General features: G+C 72.5%; 11 protein-coding genes and 2 pseudogenes. 8 read left to right on the top strand and 5 right to left on the bottom strand.

Translation table 11 applies throughout. The annotated features are described in order from the left end of the window. Together ACVCAH_RS31650 and ACVCAH_RS31645 are read right to left on the bottom strand one after the other, a co-directional pair. Nucleotides 1–2,103, bottom strand: a 2,103-nt coding sequence (locus tag ACVCAH_RS31650; protein WP_447139908.1) for a sensor histidine kinase, incomplete at its 3' end; no start/stop codon positions are given. 217 nt (nt 2,104–2,320) lie between these two features. Next, the gene (locus ACVCAH_RS31645; RefSeq protein ID WP_447139907.1) at nt 2,321–3,811 is read right to left on the bottom strand and encodes a catalase; all 1,491 of its coding nucleotides are present in this window, start codon (nt 3,809–3,811) and stop codon (nt 2,321–2,323) included. A gap of 300 nt (nt 3,812–4,111) precedes the next feature. Here ACVCAH_RS31645 and ACVCAH_RS31640 point away from each other — a divergent pair, with 300 nt between their 5' ends. The 5 genes and pseudogenes from ACVCAH_RS31640 to ACVCAH_RS31620 all read left to right on the top strand — a co-directional run bounded on the left by ACVCAH_RS31640 (nt 4,112) and on the right by ACVCAH_RS31620 (nt 8,431). Next, nucleotides 4,112–4,705 carry a hypothetical protein gene (locus ACVCAH_RS31640; protein WP_447139906.1) on the top strand — a complete coding sequence of 198 codons (594 nt, stop codon included), beginning with the start codon at nt 4,112–4,114 and terminating at the stop codon, nt 4,703–4,705. A 10-nt stretch (nt 4,706–4,715) separates the two neighbouring features. Continuing rightward, on the top strand, nt 4,716–5,681 hold the full coding sequence (locus ACVCAH_RS31635; RefSeq protein WP_447139905.1) for a hypothetical protein: 966 nt from the start codon (nt 4,716–4,718) through the stop codon (nt 5,679–5,681). A gap of 221 nt (nt 5,682–5,902) precedes the next feature. Beyond that, nucleotides 5,903–7,560, top strand: a pseudogene (locus ACVCAH_RS31630) (sodium:solute symporter family protein). Nucleotides 7,561–7,576: 16 nt separating this feature from the next. Next, a complete protein-coding gene (locus tag ACVCAH_RS31625; RefSeq protein WP_447139904.1) occupies nt 7,577–7,894 on the top strand; it encodes a hypothetical protein in 318 nt (105 codons plus the stop codon). A 156-nt stretch (nt 7,895–8,050) separates the two neighbouring features. Further along, nucleotides 8,051–8,431: a hypothetical protein gene (locus ACVCAH_RS31620; RefSeq protein WP_447139903.1), complete on the top strand. Its 381-nt coding sequence runs from the start codon at nt 8,051–8,053 to the stop codon at nt 8,429–8,431. 123 nt (nt 8,432–8,554) lie between these two features. On the opposite strand, the gene ACVCAH_RS31615 is transcribed toward ACVCAH_RS31620, so the two are convergent. Continuing rightward, the gene (locus ACVCAH_RS31615; protein WP_447139902.1) at nt 8,555–10,330 is read right to left on the bottom strand and encodes a glycoside hydrolase family 6 protein; all 1,776 of its coding nucleotides are present in this window, start codon (nt 10,328–10,330) and stop codon (nt 8,555–8,557) included. A gap of 593 nt (nt 10,331–10,923) precedes the next feature. On the opposite strand from ACVCAH_RS31615, the gene ACVCAH_RS31610 reads away from it, so the two are divergent. Both ACVCAH_RS31610 and ACVCAH_RS31605 read left to right on the top strand, forming a co-directional pair. Beyond that, complete coding sequence (locus ACVCAH_RS31610) at nt 10,924–12,066, top strand: hypothetical protein (RefSeq protein ID WP_447139901.1); 1,143 nt, start codon at nt 10,924–10,926, stop codon at nt 12,064–12,066. A gap of 1 nt (nt 12,067) precedes the next feature. Further along, entirely contained in the window at nt 12,068–12,745 is a 678-nt protein-coding gene (locus tag ACVCAH_RS31605; protein WP_447139900.1) for a class F sortase, read from the top strand. Between the two features lie 58 nt (nt 12,746–12,803). Here ACVCAH_RS31605 and ACVCAH_RS31600 read toward each other — a convergent pair whose 3' ends face one another. Next, nucleotides 12,804–17,861, bottom strand: coding sequence for an NAD-glutamate dehydrogenase (locus tag ACVCAH_RS31600; protein ID WP_447139899.1), 5,058 nt, complete (start codon nt 17,859–17,861; stop codon nt 12,804–12,806). A gap of 289 nt (nt 17,862–18,150) precedes the next feature. Here ACVCAH_RS31600 and ACVCAH_RS31595 point away from each other — a divergent pair, with 289 nt between their 5' ends. Then, nucleotides 18,151–20,097 carry a penicillin-binding transpeptidase domain-containing protein gene (locus ACVCAH_RS31595; protein ID WP_447139898.1) on the top strand — a complete coding sequence of 649 codons (1,947 nt, stop codon included), beginning with the start codon at nt 18,151–18,153 and terminating at the stop codon, nt 20,095–20,097. 531 nt (nt 20,098–20,628) lie between these two features. Here ACVCAH_RS31595 and ACVCAH_RS31590 read toward each other — a convergent pair. Continuing rightward, a pseudogene (locus ACVCAH_RS31590) lies at nt 20,629–21,750 on the bottom strand (arginase family protein); the annotation flags it as partial. Nucleotides 21,751–21,812 lie beyond the last annotated feature (62 nt).

Here is a 21,812-nt window from a genome sequence, read left to right as displayed (position 1 = left end):
GATCTCCCCCGCCGGCGCGGCCGGAGCCGGGCCGCCGAGCGGTCCGGCCGGGTCGGCCGGCCCGTCGCCGGGCGCGACCGCCGGCGGGCGCGGCCGGGTCGTCCGGGCGGTACGCGGACGGGGCAGGCCGGCCAACCGGTTGGCCCGGTCCATCCGGCGCCGCCCCGGCGTCGCCCCGGCCGGCGCCGGCTCCGCGTCGGCCGGCCCCGGCAGCGGGGACGGCTCGGCGGTGACCAGGTCGGCCGGAAGGAGCACCACGGCGGTCAGCCCGGCGGGGTCGGCCGGACGCAACCGCACCCGGACCCCGTGCCGGGCGGCAAGCCGGGCCACCACGAACAGGCCGAGCCGGGCCGTCTCGCTGGCCTCGAACTCGGGCGACCGGGCCAGCCGCCGGTTCGCCTCCTCGATCGCCGCGGCCGACATGCCCAGTCCCCGGTCGGTGATCTCGATGGCGTAGCCGTTGGCCACGTGCTCCCCGGCGACCTCGACCCGGGTGTCCGGCGAGGAGAACGCGGTGGCGTTCTCGAGCAGCTCGGCGAGCAGGTGGATCACGTCGCCGACCGCCCGCCCCAGGGCGCCGGCGGACTGCACGGTGGTGATGTCGACCCGGTCGTACGACTCGACCTCGGAGATCGCGCCGCGGATCAGGTCGACCATGGCGACCGGGTTGCGCCAGCCCCGGCCCGGCGCCGCGCCGGCCAGGATGACCAGATCCTCGGCGTGCCGGCGCAGCCGGGTGGCGAGGTGGTCGACCCGGAACAGCTCGGCCAGCTCGTCCGGGTCCTCGGTGTGCCGCTCCATCCGGTCGAGCAGGGCGAGCTGCCGGTGCACCAGCCCCTGGCTGCGCCGGGCGATGTTGAGGAAGACCTCGTTGAGCCCGCGGCGCAGGGTTACCTCGTCCACCGCGGCCCGCACCGCCGTCCGCTGCACCTCGTTGAAGGCCCGCCCGACCTGGCCGATCTCGTCCGCGCCGTACTCCAGCGGGGGCGCCTCCCGGGCCACGTCGACCTGCTCGCCCCGGCGCAGCCGGGCCACCACGTCCGGCAGCCGGTGTTCGGCCATCTCCAGCGCGGCCGTGCGTACGCCGGTGAGCCGTTGCGCGAGGGACCGGCCGACCCGCAGCGCCACCACGATCGCGACCACGACGGCGGTCAGGCCGAGCAGGCCGGCGGCGGCGAGCCGGACCAGGACCCGCACCGCCAGCGGCACCGACCGCTCGGCCAGGCCGTCGGCCTGGGCCAGCTCGAAGTCGCGCAGCGCCTGCTGGACGGCCTCGTAGCTGGCCTGCCACGCCGGCCCGTCGACCGGTGGCCGGTCGGACCGGTCGGCCGCCACCAGCGTGTCCTGCATGGCGCGCAGCCGGCCGAACGCCTCCTGCTCGGTGAGCCGCTGGTAGCCGGCGCGGTCGGCGTCGGGCAGGTCGGCCACCGCCGTCTCGGCCAGGAACCGCTGGTTGCCGATGGTCTGCACCAGCTGGGTGTGCTCCCCGTCGGCGAACCGGCCGGCGGCCAGCGCCCCGGCCAGCAGCGCGTCGGCCTGGCCGAGCAGCTCCCGGGCGCGGCCGAGCGCGGTGACGGCCAGCGCCTGCCGGTTGAGTTCCTGGTCGGGCAGGGTCGCCATGGCGGCGAAGGTCTGGAAGGCCGACGAGATCATCCCGCTGTAGAGGTTGAGCGCGCCGACCCGGTCCACCTCCCGCCGGTCGATGAACCCGCGCCCGACCGGCACCGCGTCCAGGGCGGTGACCAACTGGTCCAGTCGGGTGTCCAGGCGGTCACCGGCGGCGTCCCGCAGGTCGTCGCCCGCGATCCGGCGGCGCAGCTCGGCCAGCGCCCGGTCGGTGCGCGCCCGCTGCTCGGCCAGCGCCGGCAGCGGCGTGGACCCGGCGAGCTGGACCACCGAGAGCCGGCGCTCCCGCTGCAACTCGGCCACCACCGCCTCGCCCGGGCGGCCCAGGTCGTAGAGGAGGGTGCGGGCGGCCAGCAGGTCGAGGGCGGGCCCGAAGGTGAGCGTGGTGGCGAAGATCCAGAGCGCCAGCAGGGCGGTGACCGGAACGACGACCAGCGCGGTCAGCTTGGACCGAATCGGCCAGTCGCGGGTGTTCAATCAGACCTCGCCCGGAAGGATGGCAGCAGCGGCAACCACACCGACCGGGTGGCTCCCGGCCGGCCGGAGCCCGGCCGCGGCGCCGGCAGGGCGCCCTCGGCAGGATACGTAATCTGCGCCCGATGCACTACCGTCCGTCGCGCCCTCCACCGTGGACCCGGACGGACGACGAGCGCCCCGCCGGTCGGCCGGCGGGGCGCTCGTGAGCTGGCGGGGATCAGGCGTTGACGGAGAGGCCGAGCCCCTCGGCGACCCGCCGGCCGTAGTCCTCGTCGCACTGGCTGAAGTGCCAGACCATCTTCTCCTGGATGTGCTTGTCGCACTGGGCCAGGTTGGTGACCAGGTTGAGGATCAGGTCGTCCCGCTCCCAGTCGGCCATCTCGCGGTAGCGGCGACCGGCCTGGGCGTAGTTGTTCTGCCGCTCGATCGGGGCCTTCATGATCTGGCCGGAGACGAACGGGCGGTACTCCCGGTAGGACTCGTCGGCCTCCCGGAGGCCGGCGACCGAGGACGGCTCGAAGTTGATGTGCGGGTTGGCGCCCCGGTTGTCCACCCCGTACGACATCTGGCCACCGCCCTGGTTGGTGCTGACCGGCACGTCCTCGCGGGGCCGGTTGACCGGCAACTGGAGGTAGTTCGGGCCGACCCGGTAGCGCTGGGTGTCCGAGTAGGAGAAGGTCCGCCCGACCAGCATCTTGTCGTCGGAGAAGTCGATCCCGTCGACCAGCACGCCGGTGCCGAAGGCGATCTGCTCGTTCTCGTTGTGGTGGTCGGTGATGTTGCGGTTGAGCGTCATCATGCCGACCGGCAGGTAGGGGAAGTCCTCCTCGGGCCAGATCTTGGTGTCGTCGAGCGGGTCGAAGTCCAGCTCCGGGTGCTCGTCGTCACTCATGATCTGCACGTTGAGCTCCCACTGCGGGTACTCGCCGCGCTCGATCGCCTCGTAGAGGTCCTTGGAGGCGTGGCCCAGGTCGGTGGCCTGGATGGCGTTCGCCTCGTCCTGGGTGAGGTTGTGCTCGCCCTGCTGGGAGAGCCAGTGGAACTTGACCAGCACGCCCTCGCCCGCGGCGTTGACGAAGCGGTAGGTGTTCACCCCGGAGCCGCGCATCGTCCGGTAGTTGCGCGGGATGCCGTACGGGGAGAAGAGCCAGGTCAGCATGTGCATCGACTCGGGCGTGTTGGACATGAAGTCGAAGATCCGGTTCGGCTCCTGGCGGAAGGTGACCGGGTCCGGCTTCAGCGCGTGGATCACGTCGGGGAACTTGATCGCGTCGCGGATGAAGAAGACCTGGAGGTTGTTGCCCACCATGTCCCAGTTGCCGTCCTCGGTGCGGAACTTCACCGCGAACCCGCGCGGGTCGCGGGCCGCCTCGGAGGAGTCCCGGCCGCCGATGACGGTGGAGAACCGGATCGTGACCGGGGTCTTCCTGCCCCTGGTCTGGAAGAGCTTGGCGCGGGTGTACTTCGACGCCGGCTCGTCGCCGATGGTCCCGTACGCCTCGAACTCGCCGTGCGCGACGAAGCCGCGGGCGTGCACCACCCGCTCCGGGATGCGCTCCCGGTCGAAGTGACTGATCTTCTCCAGGAAGTGGTAGTTCTCCAGCGTCGCCGGGCCGCGCGAACCGACCGTGCGCTGCTGCTGGTTGTTGTGCACGGGGTGACCCTGGCGGGTGGTGAGGGTCGGCTTGCTGGCCTGGGGGTCGCTCATCGCTCTCCTCCTGATCGTGTTGCGGCATGCCTCGCGGGGCGTTACGACTGGCGGTCGGGGCAGCGGCCCCGGTACGTCACCTCGGTGGACGCCAGCGCGAAGGCGGCGGCCCGGGGTCGACCGGCATCACCCACCCAAGCGCGTTTTCTGGAATGAGTCAAGTTTTGGGCTGCGGTGACTCTGTGTGACGCGTCATCACCGCAGGTGGGGGACCGTCCGCCGGATCGGTCAGGAAAGTGCCGCGCAACGGGATTGGCGATCAGCGAGCCGAGGGAATACCACCAGGCGAAGGAGGAGGCCATGTCGCCCACGCAGATAATCGTCACAGTCCTCGTCGTCCTGGTGATCGTGGCGCTGGTCGCGGTCGCCCTGGTGGCCGCGCGACGCCGGTCGCTGCGGCACCGCTTCGGGCCGGAGTACGACCGGGTGGTCGCCGAGCGGGACAGCCGCACCGCCGCCGAGCGGGAGCTGCGGGACCGGGAGCGCCGGCACGCCGAGCTCACGCTCACCCCGCTATCCCCCGAGTCCCGGGCCCGGTACGCGGCCGCCTGGGAGGAACTCCAGGTCCGGTTCGTCGACTCGCCGGGCGAGACGGTGGGCGACGCGGACGAACTTCTCACCCGGCTCATCGCCGAGCGCGGCTACCCCACCGGGGACTTCTCCGACCAGATCGCCCATCTCTCCGTCGAGCACGCCCGGACGCTCACCCAGTACCGGGACGCGCACGAGATCCACCTGCGCAACACCCGGGGCGAGGCCAGCACCGAGGAACTGCGCCAGGCGGTGGTGCACTACCGGGCCCTCTTCGCCGACCTGCTCGGCGAGGAACCCGTCGCGCCCCGGCCACCGGAGCAGCGCCACCCGGACACCCCGCACGACGTCACGAACCGCTGAGGAGATCACCATGCGCCACGAAGAGCAGCAGGTGAGCAAGGAGAACCCGGAGGCCGTCCGGTCGGCGCCGGTGCCGGTTCCGCCGCCGGAGAACCGGGCCGGCCGGGCCGACGTGCCGGAGGACGTGCTCGAGGACCGGGGCACCTTCGACGACCCGAGGGTCGCCGGCGAGCGCGACGGCGGCCGGGCCGCCGACCGGCGGGAGAGCACCAACGCCGACCGGCGGGCCGGCGCGGCGGACGAGGAGCGGACCGAGTTCCACGAGCCGGGCCCGGTGCCCACGGCGTTCGGCGCCACCAGCGTCGGCGGCGCGGTCGCCGCGTCCGCGCTGGCCAGCCCCCGTCCGGAGGACGAGCCGGACCCCCGGACGGAGTGGACCGCCCGGCCCGGCGACGGAGCCGCCGACGGTCCGCGCGAGGGGCGACGGGCCGATCCGACGGCCGAGTTCCACGTGCCGCGCGGCGCCGCGGAGCAGCGGCCCGGCGGTGATCCCGAGCCGCCGTCCGGCGGCGGGACCGTGCTGCCGCCGGACGCCACCGAGGGCGCCCCGGAGCGGCGGGCGGACCTGACGGACTGGGCCGGGAAACCGGACGCGGCCGGGGCGGCAGGGTACGGCAGCGCGACCCCGGCCATGGTCGACCCGGACACCGCGCGCCCGGAGGCCGGACCCGCGACCGGCGTCCGGCCCGCACCCACCGTGCCGGCCGAGCCGGCCACTCTCTTCGAGCCGGACGCCGCGCAGCGGTTCCGGGACCGCTGGCGCGATGTCCAACTGCGCTTCGTGGACGACCCGCGGGCGGCCACCGGCGAGGCCCAGGCGCTGGTCGACGAGGCCATCCAGGCCCTTGCCTCGGCGCTGTCGGCGCAGAAGAGCCGGCTCGGCGCCTGGCAGGACGCCGGATCGGTGGACACCGAGCAGTTGCGGGTGGCGGTCCGCCAGTACCGCGACTTCCTGGACCGGGTCCTCGGCCGCTGACCGTCGCGAGGGCGCCCCCGGCTTGTTCCGCCGGGGGCGCCCCGCCCTGTCCGGGACGGCCCGGGGTCCGGACGAGCGGCTGCCGGGCCCGTCCGGCGGAGTCAACCGGAGGCGGCCGGGGAAGGACGGACTCGGGCGACGACAGGCGTGAAAGTTCGCGTCCGGGGTACCTGGGGCGCGCGCGGACAACCGGCGCGCAGGGCGGACGAAGGGCGACGGGGATGGACGGCGGCGGCCTCCGGCTGAACATGAACGTCCTGGACTACGGTCTCCTGGCGCTCTACTTCGTCACCGTGCTCGGCGTCGGCTTCGCCGCCCGGCGGGCGATCCGGACCAGCGTCGACTTCTTCCTCTCCGGCCGTTCGCTGCCCGCCTGGGTGACCGGCCTCGCCTTCGTCTCGGCCAACCTCGGGGCGTTGGAGATCATCGGGATGGCGGCCAACGGCGCCCAGTACGGCGCGATGACGCTGCACTACTACTGGATCGGCGCCGTGCCGGCGATGGTCTTCCTCGGCATCGTGATGATGCCCTTCTACTACGGCTCCAAGGTCCGCAGCGTGCCCGAGTACCTGCGGCTGCGCTTCAACCGCCCGACCCACCTGCTGAACGCGATCAGCTTCGCGGTCGCCCAGGTGCTCATCGCCGGGGTGAACCTCTACGCGCTGGCACTGATCATGCAGGCGCTGCTCGGCTGGCCGCTCTGGGTGGCCATCGTGGTCGGCGCGCTGATCGTGCTGGCGTACATCACGGTGGGCGGGCTCTCCGGGGCGATCTACAACGAGGTGCTCCAGTTCTTCGTGATCGTGGCCGGCCTGCTGCCGATCACCATCCTCGGCCTGGTCAAGGTGGGCGGCGTGGCCGGGCTGATGGACGCGGTCCGCGACTCCAAGCTCGGCGAGGCGGGGCTGCACACCTGGCAGGACACCGGCACCACCGCCAACCCGCTCGGGGCGCACTGGATCGGCATCGTCTTCGGCCTCGGCTTCGTGCTCTCCTTCGGCTACTGGACCACCAACTTCGCCGAGGTGCAGCGCGCGCTGTCGGCCAAGAACATGAGCGCGGCCCGGCGTACGCCGATCATCGCCGCGTACCCGAAGCTGCTCATCCCGGTGGTCACCGTGATCCCCGGCCTGGTGGCGCTGGTGACCGTGCAGGGGCTGGGCGCGGAGAGCGGCGACCTGGTCTACAACAACGCGATCCCGCTGCTGATGCGGGACCTGCTCCCCAACGGCGTGCTCGGCATCGCGGTGACCGGCCTGGTCGCCTCGTTCATGGCCGGCATGGCCGCCAACGTCAGCGGCTTCAACACCGTCTTCACCTACGACATCTGGCAGGCGTACGTCCGCCGCGACCGGCCCGACGAGTACTACATCCGGATCGGCCGCTGGCCACCGTCGCCGGCGTGCTGATCGGTATCGGCACCGCGTTCATCGCGGCCGGCTTCAGCAACATCATGAACTACATCCAGGCGCTCTTCTCGCTGTTCAACGCACCGCTGTTCGCGACCTTCATCATCGGCATGTTCTGGAAGCGGATGAGCGCCGCGGCCGGCTTCCTCTCCCTGCTCCTGGGCACCCTGGCGGCCCTGGCCACCTACCTGCTGTACAAGGGCGGGGTGGTGCACTTCAACTCCGACCTAGAGGAGAGCTTCTGGGGCGCCGGCATCGCGTTCGTCACGGTGGCGGTGGTCGCCGCGATCGTCACCCCGTTCACCTCGCCCCGGCGGGACGAGGACCTGCGCGGGCTGGTGTACGGAATGGGCGGGGTCGACCTGAAGGGCGACGTGCTCACCGGCGACGCGGTCTGGTGGCGCTCCCCCGTCATCCTCGGCGTGATCGCACTGATCCTGTCCGCCCTGCTCTACGTGCCGTTCTTCTAGGAAGGGGCGCTCGGCCATGGCCATGGACAACCTCGACCCGCGCGGACACGACCAGATGGTGGCGGCCACCGAAGAGGCCCGCCGCCGGTCGGCGGCCGCCCGGCTGTTCGACATCCGCCGGGTGATCGGCGGCCTCTTCACGGTGTACGGGGCGATCGTCACCCTGGTCGGCGTCTTCGACGGCGCCGCCGCGGTGGAGAAGGCCGAGGGGGTGCGGATCAACCTCTGGGCCGGCCTCGGCATGCTCGTCTTCGGGGTGTTGATGCTGCTCTGGCAGTGGCGCAACCCGGTGGAGCCGCCCGCGTCCCCGGACGAGGATCGTCCGTCCTCCTGAGCCCGCACGGGGATCGCCCCGAGGTTGGCCGAACGCCCGTCGTCGGACATACCGCCCGCCCGGGCCGGACGAACGCCCGACGGCGGGCATGCCGCCCGCGTCCCGGGGTAGGCCAGGGGGATCAGGGAACGCGCCTGGGGACAGGAGGGCAGCGACATGACGGACCGTGACCGTGACCGACCGCTGGAGGAGAGCCCCGAGGTGGCCGCGGCGGTGGAGGACGACACCGGCGTCCCGCAGCTGATGACCGGGGGCGGCGCCGACCGGGACAATCCCGCCTTCGCCGGCCCCGGCGAACGCGTGGAGCGGAGCGCGGGCGAGAACCTGATCGGTGATCCGTACGCGGCCGGCACCGGCGCCACCGGAACCGGCACCGGCGCCGCCCCGGACAACATCCGCACCGGTGGCGAACAGCCGTGGGATCCGGAGGACCTGGTGATGGCCCGGGGCCAGGACCTGACCCCGGAGAACCTCGAACGGGCCCGGCGCGACCTGGCGGAGCTGGGCCAGGCCGCGATCGAGAAGACGGTGCCCTGACCGGGCGCACCCGCCGGGCCGAGCGAGGGGCCCCCGGCCCGACCGGTGCGCGGTCGGGCCGGGGGCCCGGGGAACCTGCCGCTGGAGCGCCTCACCTACTGCCAGCGGCCGGTGGGCGTCGGCTCAGGAGAGCGGCGGGTACGCGTTCTGCATGAGCTGCGCGAACTGCGCGGGGAACCAGGCACCGGAGATCGGCGCGTCCGGCAGGGCCCCGGTGGGGTTGTTGCCGTTGCGGGGGTTGCCGGTGTAGGTCGGGTCGCACATCCGGTCGAAGCCCTTGCCCTCGTTGTTCGGGATCTCCCGGCTGGAGCCGTCCGACTCACCCGGCGGCTTCACCCAGACGTACGCGTCGATGCCGGGCTCCGGCGCGGCCTTCGGGCGCTCGCCCAGGCCGGCCCCGGACTGGTTGCACCAGTTGCCGGCGTGGATCCGGCGGTCGACCCGGCCGCCGTTGACGTAGTCGTTGACGCTGGTCATCGGGCCCGGACCGGTGGGCCGGGCGGAGCCGCCCCAGCCGTTGCGGGAGGTGTCGATCAGCATGCCGATGTTGCTGTCGAAGCCGACCTGGACCAGCTTGTTGCGGAACGCCTGGGCGAAGGACAACTCGTCGACGTACTGGTTCCAGTCGATCCACGTGGACTGCCGCACCGTCTGCCCGTTCACCGTGTCTGTGACCTTGACGTACGGCTCGCGCAGGGCGGAGTAGTTGGCCGTGTTCACGATGAAGCCGTGCACGTTCGCCACCGTGCTGCCGGAGGCGACGGCGGCGCTCTTCAGCATGTCGGCGGTCGGGCCGAAGTTGCTGTCCCAGCCGATCCAACCGTGGTGCGCGGCGTCGATGTAGTTGTAGACGTTGCGGATCGCGCCGAGCTTGGCCAGCGCGTAGCCGACACCGTTGACGTACGCGCCGTTGGCCTTGACCGTGTCGCACATCGTGGTGCCGCCGGGCTGGCCGGAGGTGTTGGTCACCAGGTTCGGCAGTGAGTCGATCTCGATGATGTTGATGATGCGCAGGTTCGCGTACTTCGGATCGCCCTGGATCGCCGCGATCGGGTCGATGTACTCGGCCTTGTACCTGGGCAGCTCGTCGGGGCCCAGCTCACCGTTGGAGGCGAGCGCCGCGCAGTCCCGGCCGGGCAGGTTGTAGATCACGAACTGGATGTAGTTGGCGCCCTGGCGCAGCGCCTCGTCCAGGTGGTCACGCACGCCCATCGCGCCGTTGGAGCTGCTGTCCGGGGTGCCGTTGATGGCGGCGATCCGGTCCAGCCAGACCGCGGTCGGGTTGTTGGAGACCCGGTTGCCGCCCGCGACGGACTCGGCCTTGGCCTTCCATTCCGGGTTCACGTAGCCCCGGGCGTTCAGGTACGGGTTGTCCACCTTGGTGCCGGGCGGCGGGGTGGTCGGCGGCGGCGTGGTGGGGGGCGGCGTGGTCGGCGGTGGCGTGGTGGGCGGCGGCGTGGTCGGGTTCGTGCCGCCGTTGCAGGTCACCCCGTTCAGAGTGAACAAGGTGGGCTTCGGGTTGCTGCCGCTCCAGGCCCCGTTGAAGCCGATGCTGACGGTGGCGCCGCTGGCCAGGGAGCCGTTGTACGACTCGTTCTGCGCGGTCACGTTCTGGCCGGACTGGGTCCACCGGGCCGACCAGCCCTGCTGCACGCGCTGGCCGCTGTCCGGGAAGGTGAAGCCCAGCGTCCACCCGTTGAGCGCGTCGCCGATGTTCCTGATGTTGACGGTGGCGGTGAATCCGCCCGGCCAGTCGTTGGTCGTGTACGTCACCGCGCACTGGGTCGCGGCGTGGGCGACGGTGACCGGAAGCGTCACCAGCCCGCCCGCGACCAGGGTGCCCGCGCCGGCGAGCGCGAGGGCCCGGCGTGGACCGGACATCCTTCTCCACACGTTCATGCCACTGATCTCCTTGGGCGAGACCGGACCCGCGAACGGCCCGGCAACGGTGGCCCGATGGGCGTCCTGCGCGGACGACCGCCGGCGCCAACGGGATTCTTCGGGGGTGCCCGACCCGGACGGGCGGTGGTGGTGGTGCGACGGCCGGCGACGGCCGGCCGGGGGCGGGAGGTCGTCCGGCGGACCGGTGCCCTCGACTCCTGCCTGCGCGGTGTGGCTCCCCGAACCGCGTGCGCCGATTCTTGCATGGGAGCGCTTCCATGGCAATGCCTCGATATCCCTCCCGCCGCCCCCGTTCGGGCGGTGCGCGCGGCGCGGGCCAAGGCTCGCAGGACGGGCGCTACCCGGACGATCCCGCCGAGTCGCCCCGGTGGGCGTGGGCCGGCCACTAGAGCGTCGGCGGTCGGCAACCCCTCGATGCCCACCAGTCGACGCCCGACGCCCCTAAAGCCGCGTACCACCCCTAGGGCCCGTACCCTGCATAAACTCCTAAACACGAATCTTTCCCTTCATAGGTCATGAAACGGTCTAACGTCGGTCGTAGCTCGGATGTCGCCGAGCTGAGGACAACAGGGGATGGAGTGACGCAGGTCATGGCTAACAAGATGCTCGGGAAGGTCGTTGCGGGTGCCGCGCTCGGTGGCGCGTCCCTGCTGGTGTTCGCGCCCGGGGCAGCGTTCGCTGACGACCGGCACGACGAGGAGGGCAAGGTCTTCGCCAAGCCCCACATCGTGAAGGCCGGCGAAGAGGTCAAGCTCCTCCAGGTCTGCGAAGAGCCGCAGAAGCACGCCTTCGTCTGGTCCAAGGTGACCGGCAAGGTCAAGCTCAAGGAGGTCGACGACCGGGGCAAGGACCACGGCGACTGGCGTGGCGGGGAGGGGGACCGTCGCGACGAGCACGGCAAGGACCACGAGGACAAGGGCAAGGACCACGACGGCAAGGACCACGACGGCAAGGACCACGACGGCAAGGACCACGACGGCCGCGAGGACCACGACAAGGGCAAGGACCACGAGGACAAGGGCAAGGACCACAACGGCAAGGACGAGCACGGCAAGGACGAGCACGACAAGGGCAAGGACCACGAGGACAAGGGCAAGGACCACAACGGCAAGGACGAGCACGGCGAGCGCTCGTACGGCATGGGCGGCGGCGCCGCGGACTCGGGCAAGGACGAGGACCGCAAGGACTGGAAGGGCGACGAGCACGGCCAGGACGCCGAGCACGGCCGCGACGACAAGGGCCGCGACCACGACGACAAGGGCCGCGACCACGACGACAAGGGCCGCGACCACGACGACAAGGGCCGCGACCACGACAAGGACCGCGACCACGACGACAAGGGCCGCGACCACGACGACAAGGGCCGCGACCACGACAAGGACCGCGACCACGACGACAAGGGCCGCGACCACGACAAGGACCGCGACCACGACGACAAGGGCCGCGACCACGACAAGGACAAGGACCGCTGGGAGCACAAGCGGGACTTCGTCTACTACGGCGAGGCCAAGGTCGACAAGCACGCCAAGCCGGGCCGCTACAAGCTCGAGGGCTCCTGCGGCAAGGGCGAGCTGGTCGTCCTGCCGCGCGGTGGGGTCGACGGCGGTGACGGCGGCGCCGGCGCTGGTGCCGACCGCGAGCTGGCCGCCGCGGGGGCGAGCCTGATCGGCGCCTCCGCCCTGGGCGGCATCGTGCTGCTGCGTCGTCGTCGGACCGATGAGTCCTTCGCCTGACGTGACGGCGACACGGGCCGGCGGCCGTCACGGGAAACCGTGGCGCGCCGCCGGCGCGGCCGTCGTCGTCCTGCTCGCCATGGTGGGCGCCGGCCTGGTCGGTGCGTCGCTCAAGAGCACGCCGACTCCCCGCCCGCCCCAGCCCCTGGCCCAGACGGCTCCTGCGCCGACCGCCACGCCGTCGTTCGACACGTTCGACGAGGCGCCGGCCGCCGTTGGACTGCCCCGCTCCACCCCCACCACGATCACCATCCCCCGGATCGGGGTCGACGCGAGCATCATGAAGCTCGGCACCAACCCCGACGGCACCGTCCAGGTCCCCCCGCTGGAGCGGGCCGAGCTGGCCGGCTGGTACGAGCCGGGGCCGAGCCCGGGCGAGGTCGGCAACGCGGTGATCGTCGGGCACGTCGACTCGAGCAAGATCGGCCCGGCGGTCTTCTTCTCGCTCGGTGCGCTGCAACCCGGCGACACCATCACCGTCGCTCGCGAGGACGGCCGGTCGGCGACCTTCACGGTCGAGTCGGTGCAGTCGCACCCGAAGGACTCGTTCCCGACCGAGCTGGTGTACGGCCCCAGCGAGCAGCCGGGCCTACGGGTGGTGACCTGCGGCGGGGTCTTCGACGAGGCCGCCGGCAGCTACCAGGACAACGTGATCGTCTTCGCCACCCTGCCGGAGTGATCCCCGGCGCGGTCCGGCCGGTCGGGGAACCGACCGGCCGGACCGTCGCGTCGACCCCTCAGGCGGCGGCGGAGGTCCGCACCAGGGTGCGGATCTGGCGCAGCAGCACCGACAGGGCGGCCAGGTCCGCCCGCGACTCGTCGAACTCCCCCATCGCCCGCTCGGCCCGGTGGATCGAGGTCGCGTTCGACTGCTCCCACTGCAGCACCCGCTCGTGCGGGGGCAGGGTCTCCGGGGTGGAGTCGAGCACCTCCGCGGTCAGCGCGGCCAGCGCGGCGTACAGGTCGTAGCGCAGCGCCATCCGGGCCAGCGTCTGCCAACGGTCCTCGCGCGGCAGCAGGGAGATCTTCGACAGGAGCGAGTCCACCCGGAACCGGTCGGAGAGCACGAAGTAGACCGAGGCGACCTCGCCGACGTCCCGCCCGCTGCTCGCCGCGGTCTCCACCACGTCGAGCAGGCCGAAGCTGTACATCAGCCGGGTCGCCTGCTCGGCCAGGTCCCGCGGCAGCCCGCGCTCGGTCATCGAGTCGATGTGCGCCGCGATGGCCTCCCGCTCGCTGCCGTAGAAGAGGTTCTCCAGCCCCGGTAGCAGCCGGGCCACCCCGTCGCGCAGCCGGGCGATCTCCGCCGGCACGTCGATCGGCGAGCGGCGGTTGGTCACCAGCCAGCGCACCGCCCGGTCGACCAGCCGCCGGGTGTCCAGGTAGACGCTGGTCTGCAACTCCGGGGCGATCCGGTTGTCCAGCGCCTCCACCGCGTCCCAGAGTTCGCGCAGGCCGAACACCTCGCGGACCACCACGTACGCCCGGATCACGTCCGCCGCGCTGGCCGCGGTCTCCTCGACCACCCGGAAGACGAACGAGATGCCGCCCCGGTTGATCGCCTCGTTGACCAGCACGGTGGTGACGATGTCCCGGCGCAGCCGGTGCCGGCCCATCCGGTCGGCGAACCGCTCCCGCATCGGGGTCGGGAAGTAGTTGACCAGGACCTCGGTGGTCCAGTCCTCGTCGGCCAAGCCCTCGTTCAGGATCTCCTTCTCCAGGACGATCTTGACGTACGCGAGCAGCACGGCGAACTCCGGCGCGGTGAGGCCGGACTCGCTGCGCACCGCCAGTTCCTCGTCCGGCGGCAGCGCCTCCAGGGCCCGGTCCAGCGCGCCGGAGCGCTCCAGGTCGGTGATCATCCGGCGGTGCACCGGGAGCAGCGAGGCGGCCTGCGCCTGGGCGTTGTTGAGCGCCCGGGCCTGGTCGTAGTTGTCCCGCAGCACCAGCTCGGCGACCTCGTCGGTCATCTCGGCGAGCAGCTCGTCCCGCTCGGGGACGGTCAGCTCGCCGTCGGCGACCGCCGTGTTCAGCAGGATCTTGATGTTCACCTCGTGGTCGGAGCAGTCCACCCCGGCCGCGTTGTCGATGAAGTCGGTGTAGATCCGGCCGCCGGTCAGGGCGTACTCGATCCGGCCGAGCTGGGTCCAGCCCAGGTTGCCGCCCTCGCCGGCCACCCGGCAGCGCAGGTTCTTGCCGTCCACCCGGATCGCGTCGTTGGACTTGTCGCCCACCTCCGCGTTGGTCTGGCTGGACGCCTTGACGTAGGTGCCGATGCCGCCGTTCCAGAACAGGTCGACCGGCGCGGTCAGGATCGCCTTCATCAGCTCCTGCGGGGAGAGCTGCTCCACGTCGTCGTCCAGGCTGAGCGCCGCGCGGACCTGCGGCGTGATCGGCACCGACTTCGCGGTACGCGGGAAGATGCCCCCACCGGTCGAGATCAGCTCCGGGTTGTAGTCCTCCCACGACGACCGGGGCAGCTCGAACAGCCGCTTCCGCTCGGCGTACGAGGTCGCGGCGTCCGGATCCGGGTCGAGGAAGATGTGCCGGTGGTCGAAGGCGGCCACCAGCCGGATGTGCTCGCTGAGCAGCATTCCGTTGCCGAACACGTCGCCGGACATGTCGCCGACGCCGACCACGGTGAAGTCCTGCGTCTGGGTGTCGTGGCCCAGCTCGCGGAAGTGCCGCTTGACGGACTCCCAGGCGCCCCGGGCGGTGATGCCCATCTTCTTGTGGTCGTAGCCGGCCGACCCGCCGGAGGCGAACGCGTCGCCGAGCCAGAAGTTGTGCGCCGCCGAGATCTCGTTGGCGATGTCGGAGAAGGTCGCCGTGCCCTTGTCCGCCGCGACCACCATGTACGGGTCGTCGCCGTCGTGCCGGACCACGTCCTCGGGCGGCACGATCTGGCCGCTGACGATGTTGTCCGTGACGTCCAGCAGCGCCGAGACGAACTCCTTGTAGCAGGCGACCGCCTCGTCCCGGTCGCCCGGCTTCTGCTTCAGCACGAAGCCGCCCTTGGCGCCCACCGGCACGATCACGGCGTTCTTCACCATCTGTGCCTTGACCAGGCCGAGCACCTCGGTGCGGAAGTCCTCCCGCCGGTCGGACCAGCGCAGCCCGCCCCGGGCCACCGGCCCGAACCGCAGGTGCACGCCCTCGAACCGGGGCGAGTAGACGAAGACCTCGAACTTCGGCCGGGGTGCCGGCAGGTCCGGGATCGCCTGCGGGTCCAGCTTGAACGCCACGTACGCCTTCGGCCGCCCGCCGGAGCGCTTCTGGTAGAAGCTGGTGCGCAGGGTGGCCTGGATCAGCGTCAGGTACGAGCGCAGGATCCGGTCCTGGTCGAGGCTGGCCACGTCGTCCAGCGCGGCCCGGATCTCGGCGACCAGCTCGCCGCTGCGCTGCTGCCGCTGCGCGGTCTCCGTCGTGCCCGGCGCGAACCGCAGCTCGAAGAGCTCGACCAGCAGCTGCGCGATCCGCGGGTAGGCGATGAAGGTCTGCTCCATGTAGTCCTGGGAGAAGACCGTGCCGGCCTGGCGCAGGTACTTCGCGTACGCGCGCAGCACCACCACCTGCCGCCAGGTGAGCCCGGCGCGCAGCACCAGCTCGTTGAAGCCGTCCACCTCGGCCTCGCCCCGCCACGCCGCCGCGAAGGCGTTCTCCACGTGCGGGCGCACCTCGGACAGCTCCTGGTGCCCCTCCGGCAGCTGCAGCCCGAAGTCGTACAGCCAGATCCGGCCGTCGATCCGCTCCACCTCGTACGGGTGCTCGTCGACCACCCGGACGCCGAGCGAGTGCAGCACCGGCAGCACCGCGGAGAGCATCATCGGCTCGCCGTACCGGTAGACCTTGAACCGCACGTCCATCGCCTCGGCCGGCTCGGCCTCCGGGGCGCGTGCCCCGGGTCGGGGCGCCAGCTGCTTGCGGAACAGGTGCATCTCCAGCTGGCCGGGCTCCTCCAGCAGCTCCAGCTTGGCCAGGTCCTTCATCGCCTCGTACGGCGTGTGCCCGTCCTTGTAGCCCTCCGGGAACGCGTCGGCGTACCGGGCGAACAGGTGCTTGGCCTGCTCGTCGCCGAGCTTGCGCTCCAGCACCAGCCGGTAGTCGTCGTCCCAGAGCCGGGTGGCGTCGGCCAGCTCCTCGGCGAGCAGGTCGGCGTCGACGTCACCGGGCGGGTTGTTCGGGTCGGTGCGGACGATGAAGTGCACCCGGGCCAGCATCGACTCGGTGACCCGGGTGGTGTAGTCGACCCCCACGCCGTTCAGCTCGCGCAGCAGGATGTCCTGCATGCGCAGCCGGTTCTGCGTGGTGAACCGGTCCCGGGGCAGGTAGATCAGGCAGGAGATGAACCGCCCGTACGCGTCCCGGCGCAGGAAGACCCGCAGCTGCCGGCGGCCGGCCATGCGCAGCACGCCGATCACCGCGTGGTAGAGGTCGTCGGTCTTGATCTGGAACAGCTCGTCGCGCGGGTAGGTCTCCAGGATCTGCAGCAGGTCCTTGCCGGAGTGGCTGCGCTGACTCAGGCCCGAGCGGTCGAGCACCTCGGCCACCTTGCGCCGGACCACCGGCAGCTCCCGCACGCTGGTGCGGTACGCGGCGGTGGAGAACAGGCCCAGGAAGCGCCGCTCCCCGACCACCTCGCCGGCCTCGTTGAACACCTTGAAGCCAATGTAGTCCAGGTAGGCCGACCGGTGGACGGTGGCCCGCGAGTTGGCCTTGGTGATGATGAGCAGGCGCTTCTCGGTGACCTTCTCGTGCGCCTCCGGGGTCATCGAGGAGAGCGACCGGGCCTCGGGGGAGTCCTGCCGCAGGATGCCCAGCCCGGTGCCGAGCACCGCCTCCAGCGCCTGGCCACCGTCCCCGGTCGCCACCAGGCGGTACTCCCGGTAGCCGAGGAACGTGAAGTGATCGTGCGCCAGCCAGCGCAGCAGCTCGACCGAGTCGGTGATGTCCTTCTCCGGCACCGGCGGCCGGTTGTCGCTGGTCCGGGCGGCGGCCAGCTCGTCGGCGAGGGAGAGCGCCCGCTGGCGCATCTTCGGCCAGTCCTCGACGGCCTCCCGCACGTCGGTGAGCACCCGCTGCAGCTCCCGGCGCAGCGTGTCCCGCTCGGCGGCGTCGCGGACCGGGTCGATCTCGATCCGCATCCAGCTCTCGACCAGGTCGCCGGCGATGGCGTCGTCGGGCTCGACGTCCGCGGAGACCTCGGTGAGCCGGCCGAGCGGCTCCCGCCGCACCACCACCAGCGGGTGGACCAGCAGGTGCACGTCGAGGTGGTGCGAGTTGAGCAGGGCGGTCACCGAGTCGACCAGGAACGGCATGTCGTCGGTGACGATCTCGATGACGGTGTGGTGCTGGTCGGCGTCGGGTTCGTGGATGCGCAGCTTCAGCTCACCCGGGACGCGCTGCTGGGCCAGGTCGCGGTGCGCGCGGGCCGCGGCGAGCATCTCCTCGGCGGTGAAGCCGATCAGCTCCTCGTCCGGGGCGAACCGCCAGAAGCGGCTGACCAGGGTCGCCGCGTCGTGGTCGTCCCCGGCCAGCGCGACCGCCTGGGCCACCAGGCGCTCCGCGTTCGGTACCGGTTCGTCGAGTTCGGTGTCCTCCACGTCCTCGGCCAGCGAGTCGGCCGGCAGGCCCAGGTCGTAGATGGTGTCGACGCTCGAACCGGTCATCCCGGTCACTCCTGTATCGAGTCGGCCGAAACCGTCCCCGTCGGTCGCCGAATCGAAGCTGTCGTCCCGGCTGGTGTCATCCTGCCGGAGGTCGGGTCCCGGTTTGATCGCCGGACGCCGGTCCATCGGTGCCACTCCCCTCGACCCACCGCGTTGTGGGTCACTCTGCCGCCCAGCCTAGGCCCTCCCACTTCGGTCCTTCCGAGGCGGACCACCGGCCGGACGTCCGGATCCGGACTCTGTCCTTTCACCCGTTGCGGGTACGAGGTTGGCTGGCCCAGGAGTACCCCGCCCCGCGATGTTCATCACACCGTCACGGGTCCGTCTTCCCGCACGTCCGCCCCCAACCGGGGACGATGCGGACAGCGGGCGCGTACTACCGTGCAGGGCAGTGGAAGATCCGAGGAGCTGCTCCATGCGTCTGTCGTACCCCCGTCCGCACCGCCCGCTCGCGGCGCTGGCCGCGATCCTGCTCGCGGCCGCCGCGCTCACCGGATGCTCCGACGGCGACGGTCCGGAACGCAGCGTCGACGCCTTCCTGGCCGGCTGGCGCTCGGGCGACCTGCAGGCGGTCGGGTTCGTCGACCCGACCGGCGCGAAGCTGCCGGCGGCCGATGTGGCGCGGGAGATCAAGGAGCTCTCCGGCGAGCTTGCCGCAAGCCCGCCGGCGCTCACCCGTCGGGGCGAGCCCAAGATCACCGCCGACATCGCCGCCGCGACCGTCAAGGTCGAGTGGACCCTGCCGGGCGACACCCGCTGGGCGTACGACCGGACGATCCGGCTGGCCCGCGGCGACGACGACCAGTGGCAGGTGATCTGGGAGCCGCAGGTGGTGCAGGAGCAGCTCACCCGCGGTGACCGGCTCGGGCTGCGCCGCCAGACCGGAACCCGGGCCGGGGTGCTCGACGACGCCGGCCAGCCGATCGTGGCGCCCCGACCGGTGGTCCGGGTGGGGGTGCAGCCGAGCGAGGTGACCGACGCGGCGGGCCTGAGCCGGAAGCTGGACGCCGCCTTCCGGGCGATCCGGCCGGCGATCACGCCGCCGGTCGACCTCTCCGGCCTGCCCAAGCGGATCGCCGACGCCGACCCGGGCGCGTTCGTCGAGGTGGTGACCCTGCGCGAGGACGCGTACCGGCAGATCAAGTCGCGGATCTACGACCTGCCGGGCACCAAGTTCCGCTCCGACAAGCTGGACCTCGCCCCGACCCGTGAGTTCGCCCGGGCGGTGCTCGGCTCGGTCGACCCGGCCCAGGCCGACGACCTGGCCAAGCACCCCGACCGGTACGCGGCCGGCGACCTGGTCGGCCACGGCGGTCTGCAGGGGCGCTACGACGAGCGGCTGCGCGGCGCGCCGGGGCTGAGCGTGATCATCGAGCGCCCCGGGCCGGACGGCACGCTGGTGCCGACCGACACCGAGGTGTTCCGCCGGGACCCGCAGCCCGGTCAGCCGCTGAAGACCACCCTCGACGTGGCGACCCAGAACGCGGCCGACGCGGCGCTGCGCGGCGAGCGGCGGCGCTCGGCGCTGGTGGCGCTGCGGATCAGCGACGGCGCGGTGCTCGCCGCCGCGAACGGCCCCGGCGCGGCCGGAGAGAACCTCGCCTTCACCGCCCAGGTCCCGCCCGGGTCGACCTTCAAGATGGTCAGCGCGCTCGGGCTGCTGGACCGGGGCGCGGTCACCCTGGACGCGCCGGTCGACTGCCCGAAGACCCGCACCGTCGACGGCCGGGCGTTCAAGAACTCCGACAACTTCGCGCTCGGGTCGGTGCCGTTCCGCACCGACTTCGCGAAGTCCTGCAACACCGCGTTCGTCGCGCTGGCCCCGCAGCTGGGCGCCGACGGGCTCGCGGTGACCGGCCGGTCGCTGGGCCTGGAGGGGCAGTGGGACGTCGGCCTGGACGCCTTCACCGGCAAGGTCTCCGCCAACGGCGGCGCGACCGAGCAGGCCGCCGCCGCGATCGGTCAGGGCACCACCGTGGTCAGCCCGCTGGCGATGGCCTCGGCCACCGCCGCGGTCGCCCGGGGCCGTTTCGAGCAGCCGAAGCTGGTGCTGGACCCGGCGCCGGCGCAGCCGGCCGCCGCCGGCCAGCCGCTGAAGCCGGAGTCGGTCGAGGCGGTGAAGACGATGATGCGCGAGGTGGTCACCGCGGGCACCGGCACCGCCCTGAAGGACGTGCCGGGCGACCCGGTGTACGGCAAGACCGGCACCGCCGAGTACGACAACAACCCGGCGCACACCCACGCCTGGTTCGTCGGCTGGCAGGGCGACGTCGCGTTCGCGGTCTTCGTCGAGCAGGGCGGTGCCAGCACCGCCACCGCGGTCCCGATCGCCGAGCGCTTCCTCCGCGCCCTCCCCCGCTGACCCCCGTCCACACAGGGCGGGCCCTGTCGATCTTTGGCGGTGGGTCGTCGGCGATGTGCCGGTGGTCCATTCGGATCCCTTGAGCACTCCGCCCCCCTGACCCCCGATGATCATGGAGTTTGCGTCATTCCCGAGCCGGATCCTGACGCAAACTCCATGATCACCCGGCGGGACGGGCCCGGGGCGGGAGAGCGGTGGGGCGGGCGGGCGGTGGGGCGGGGCGCCGCCGGGGTGCTCGGGTCAGGCGATGTCGGCGCTGGAGTGGGGAGTGCTGTCGTCGGGTGCGGGCAGCGCGTCCTCCGGCGTCGGGCGAGGCTCCGGGTCGGGCCCGGGCAGCGGGGCCCGACGCAGCAGGCCCGGGCCGACCCCTGCGGGCGGGCCGACGGGCTCCAACCCGGCCGGGACAGTCGGACCCGCGGGCGCCAACCCGTTCGGCACCGGCGGACCGGCGGGTTCCAGCCCAGCCGGGGCGGGCGGAATGACGGGTTCCAGCCCAGCCGGGGCGGGCGGCATGACGGGTCCCAGGCCGGCCGGGGCGGGCGGACCGACCGGTTCCAGCCCGGCCGACGCGGACTCAGGCCCGGCGGGAGCAACGCCGGCCGGGTCGGGAGCGACCGCCGGCCGGTCGGCATTCGCACCGGGACGCGGCTTGGCGGCCCGGGTGCCGGACCGCCCGTTGCCCCGACGGGGAGCCGGGGCGGCCGACGGGCCCGGCAGCAGCCGCGGCGGCACCGCCTCCGGAGCGGAGACCGGGGCGAGCCCGGCCACCACGGTGTTGACGATCTCCGCGGCGTACGCGCCGTCGGGGTCGTAGTCGGGGTCGAAGACGGTCAGCTCGACGCCGAGGCAGTGCGGGGTGTCGACCAGCCCGGCCAGCAGGATCTCCAGCTCGGCGAAGGCGATGCCACCCGGGTCCGGCGCGTCCACCGCCGGCATCACGGCCGGGTCCAGCACGTCCACGTCGATGTGCACCCAGTAGCCGGCGCAGTCGGCGAGCTGCTCGTGGGCCCACTGCGCGGTACGCGCGGCGCCCTCGGCCCGCAGTGCCGGCACCGGCCGGGTGGTGATCCCGGCGGCCTGGAGGTCGAGCCGGTACTCGTCCTGGGCCCGGATGCCGAGCACCACCACGTCGATGTCCCGGAAGTAGGGGCGGCGGCCCTCGATGGCGGCCAGGTCGGCCTGCCCCCGGCCGGTGACCAGGGCCAGGTCCTCACCCGCCGCGGCGCCCACGTAGGAGGCGTTGCCGGGGTGCCGGAAGTCGGAGTGGCCGTCGACGAAGACCAACCCGATCCGGCCGCCGACCGCCTCGCCGAGCCGGTGCATGGCCAGCGCCGAACCGAGCAGGATCGAGCAGTCCCCGCCCAGGACCAGCGGGAACTCCCCGCGGTCGATGATCGAGCCGATCCGGTCGGCGAGCGCCACCGAGTAGTCGGCGATCTCCCGGGCGTGGCAGACCCCGTCGCCGGGCCGCCAGTCCCCCGGGTCGTAGCGCGGCGAGGTCAGGCAGCCGGCGTCGCGGGCCCGCAGCCGGGCGAGCAGCCCGTGGTCGCGTAGCGCGCCGGGCGCCTTGGCGCAGCCCGGCACCGTGGTGGGCGTGGGCGGGCGCAGGCCGAGGTTGGACGGCGCGTCGAGGACGGCGATCCGGCGCATCATGGGCTCCCGTCCTCGGTGGTCGGGCGGGCCGGCCGGGTCGCCGGCCCGCGCTGGCGTGCTAC

The organism is Micromonospora sp. LZ34 (genome assembly GCF_052981855.1).
The sequence above is the reverse complement of the archived record's forward strand: the minus strand, read 5'-3'. Positions and strand labels throughout refer to the sequence as shown.

What these genes read in the sequence shown, in the direction of transcription:
- ACVCAH_RS31595 (WP_447139898.1), top strand. Translation starts at nt 18,151, where the DNA reads ATGCGTCTGTCGTACCCCCGTCCGCACCGCCCGCTCGCGGCGCTGGCC.
- ACVCAH_RS31610 (WP_447139901.1), top strand. Translation starts at nt 10,924, where the DNA reads ATGGCTAACAAGATGCTCGGGAAGGTCGTTGCGGGTGCCGCGCTCGGT.
- ACVCAH_RS31620 (WP_447139903.1), top strand. Translation starts at nt 8,051, where the DNA reads ATGACGGACCGTGACCGTGACCGACCGCTGGAGGAGAGCCCCGAGGTG.
- ACVCAH_RS31625 (WP_447139904.1), top strand. Translation starts at nt 7,577, where the DNA reads ATGGCCATGGACAACCTCGACCCGCGCGGACACGACCAGATGGTGGCG.
- ACVCAH_RS31615 (WP_447139902.1), bottom strand. Translation starts at nt 10,330, where the DNA reads ATGAACGTGTGGAGAAGGATGTCCGGTCCACGCCGGGCCCTCGCGCTC.
- ACVCAH_RS31635 (WP_447139905.1), top strand. Translation starts at nt 4,716, where the DNA reads ATGCGCCACGAAGAGCAGCAGGTGAGCAAGGAGAACCCGGAGGCCGTC.
- ACVCAH_RS31600 (WP_447139899.1), bottom strand. Translation starts at nt 17,861, where the DNA reads ATGGACCGGCGTCCGGCGATCAAACCGGGACCCGACCTCCGGCAGGAT.
- ACVCAH_RS31640 (WP_447139906.1), top strand. Translation starts at nt 4,112, where the DNA reads ATGTCGCCCACGCAGATAATCGTCACAGTCCTCGTCGTCCTGGTGATC.
- ACVCAH_RS31645 (WP_447139907.1), bottom strand. Translation starts at nt 3,811, where the DNA reads ATGAGCGACCCCCAGGCCAGCAAGCCGACCCTCACCACCCGCCAGGGT.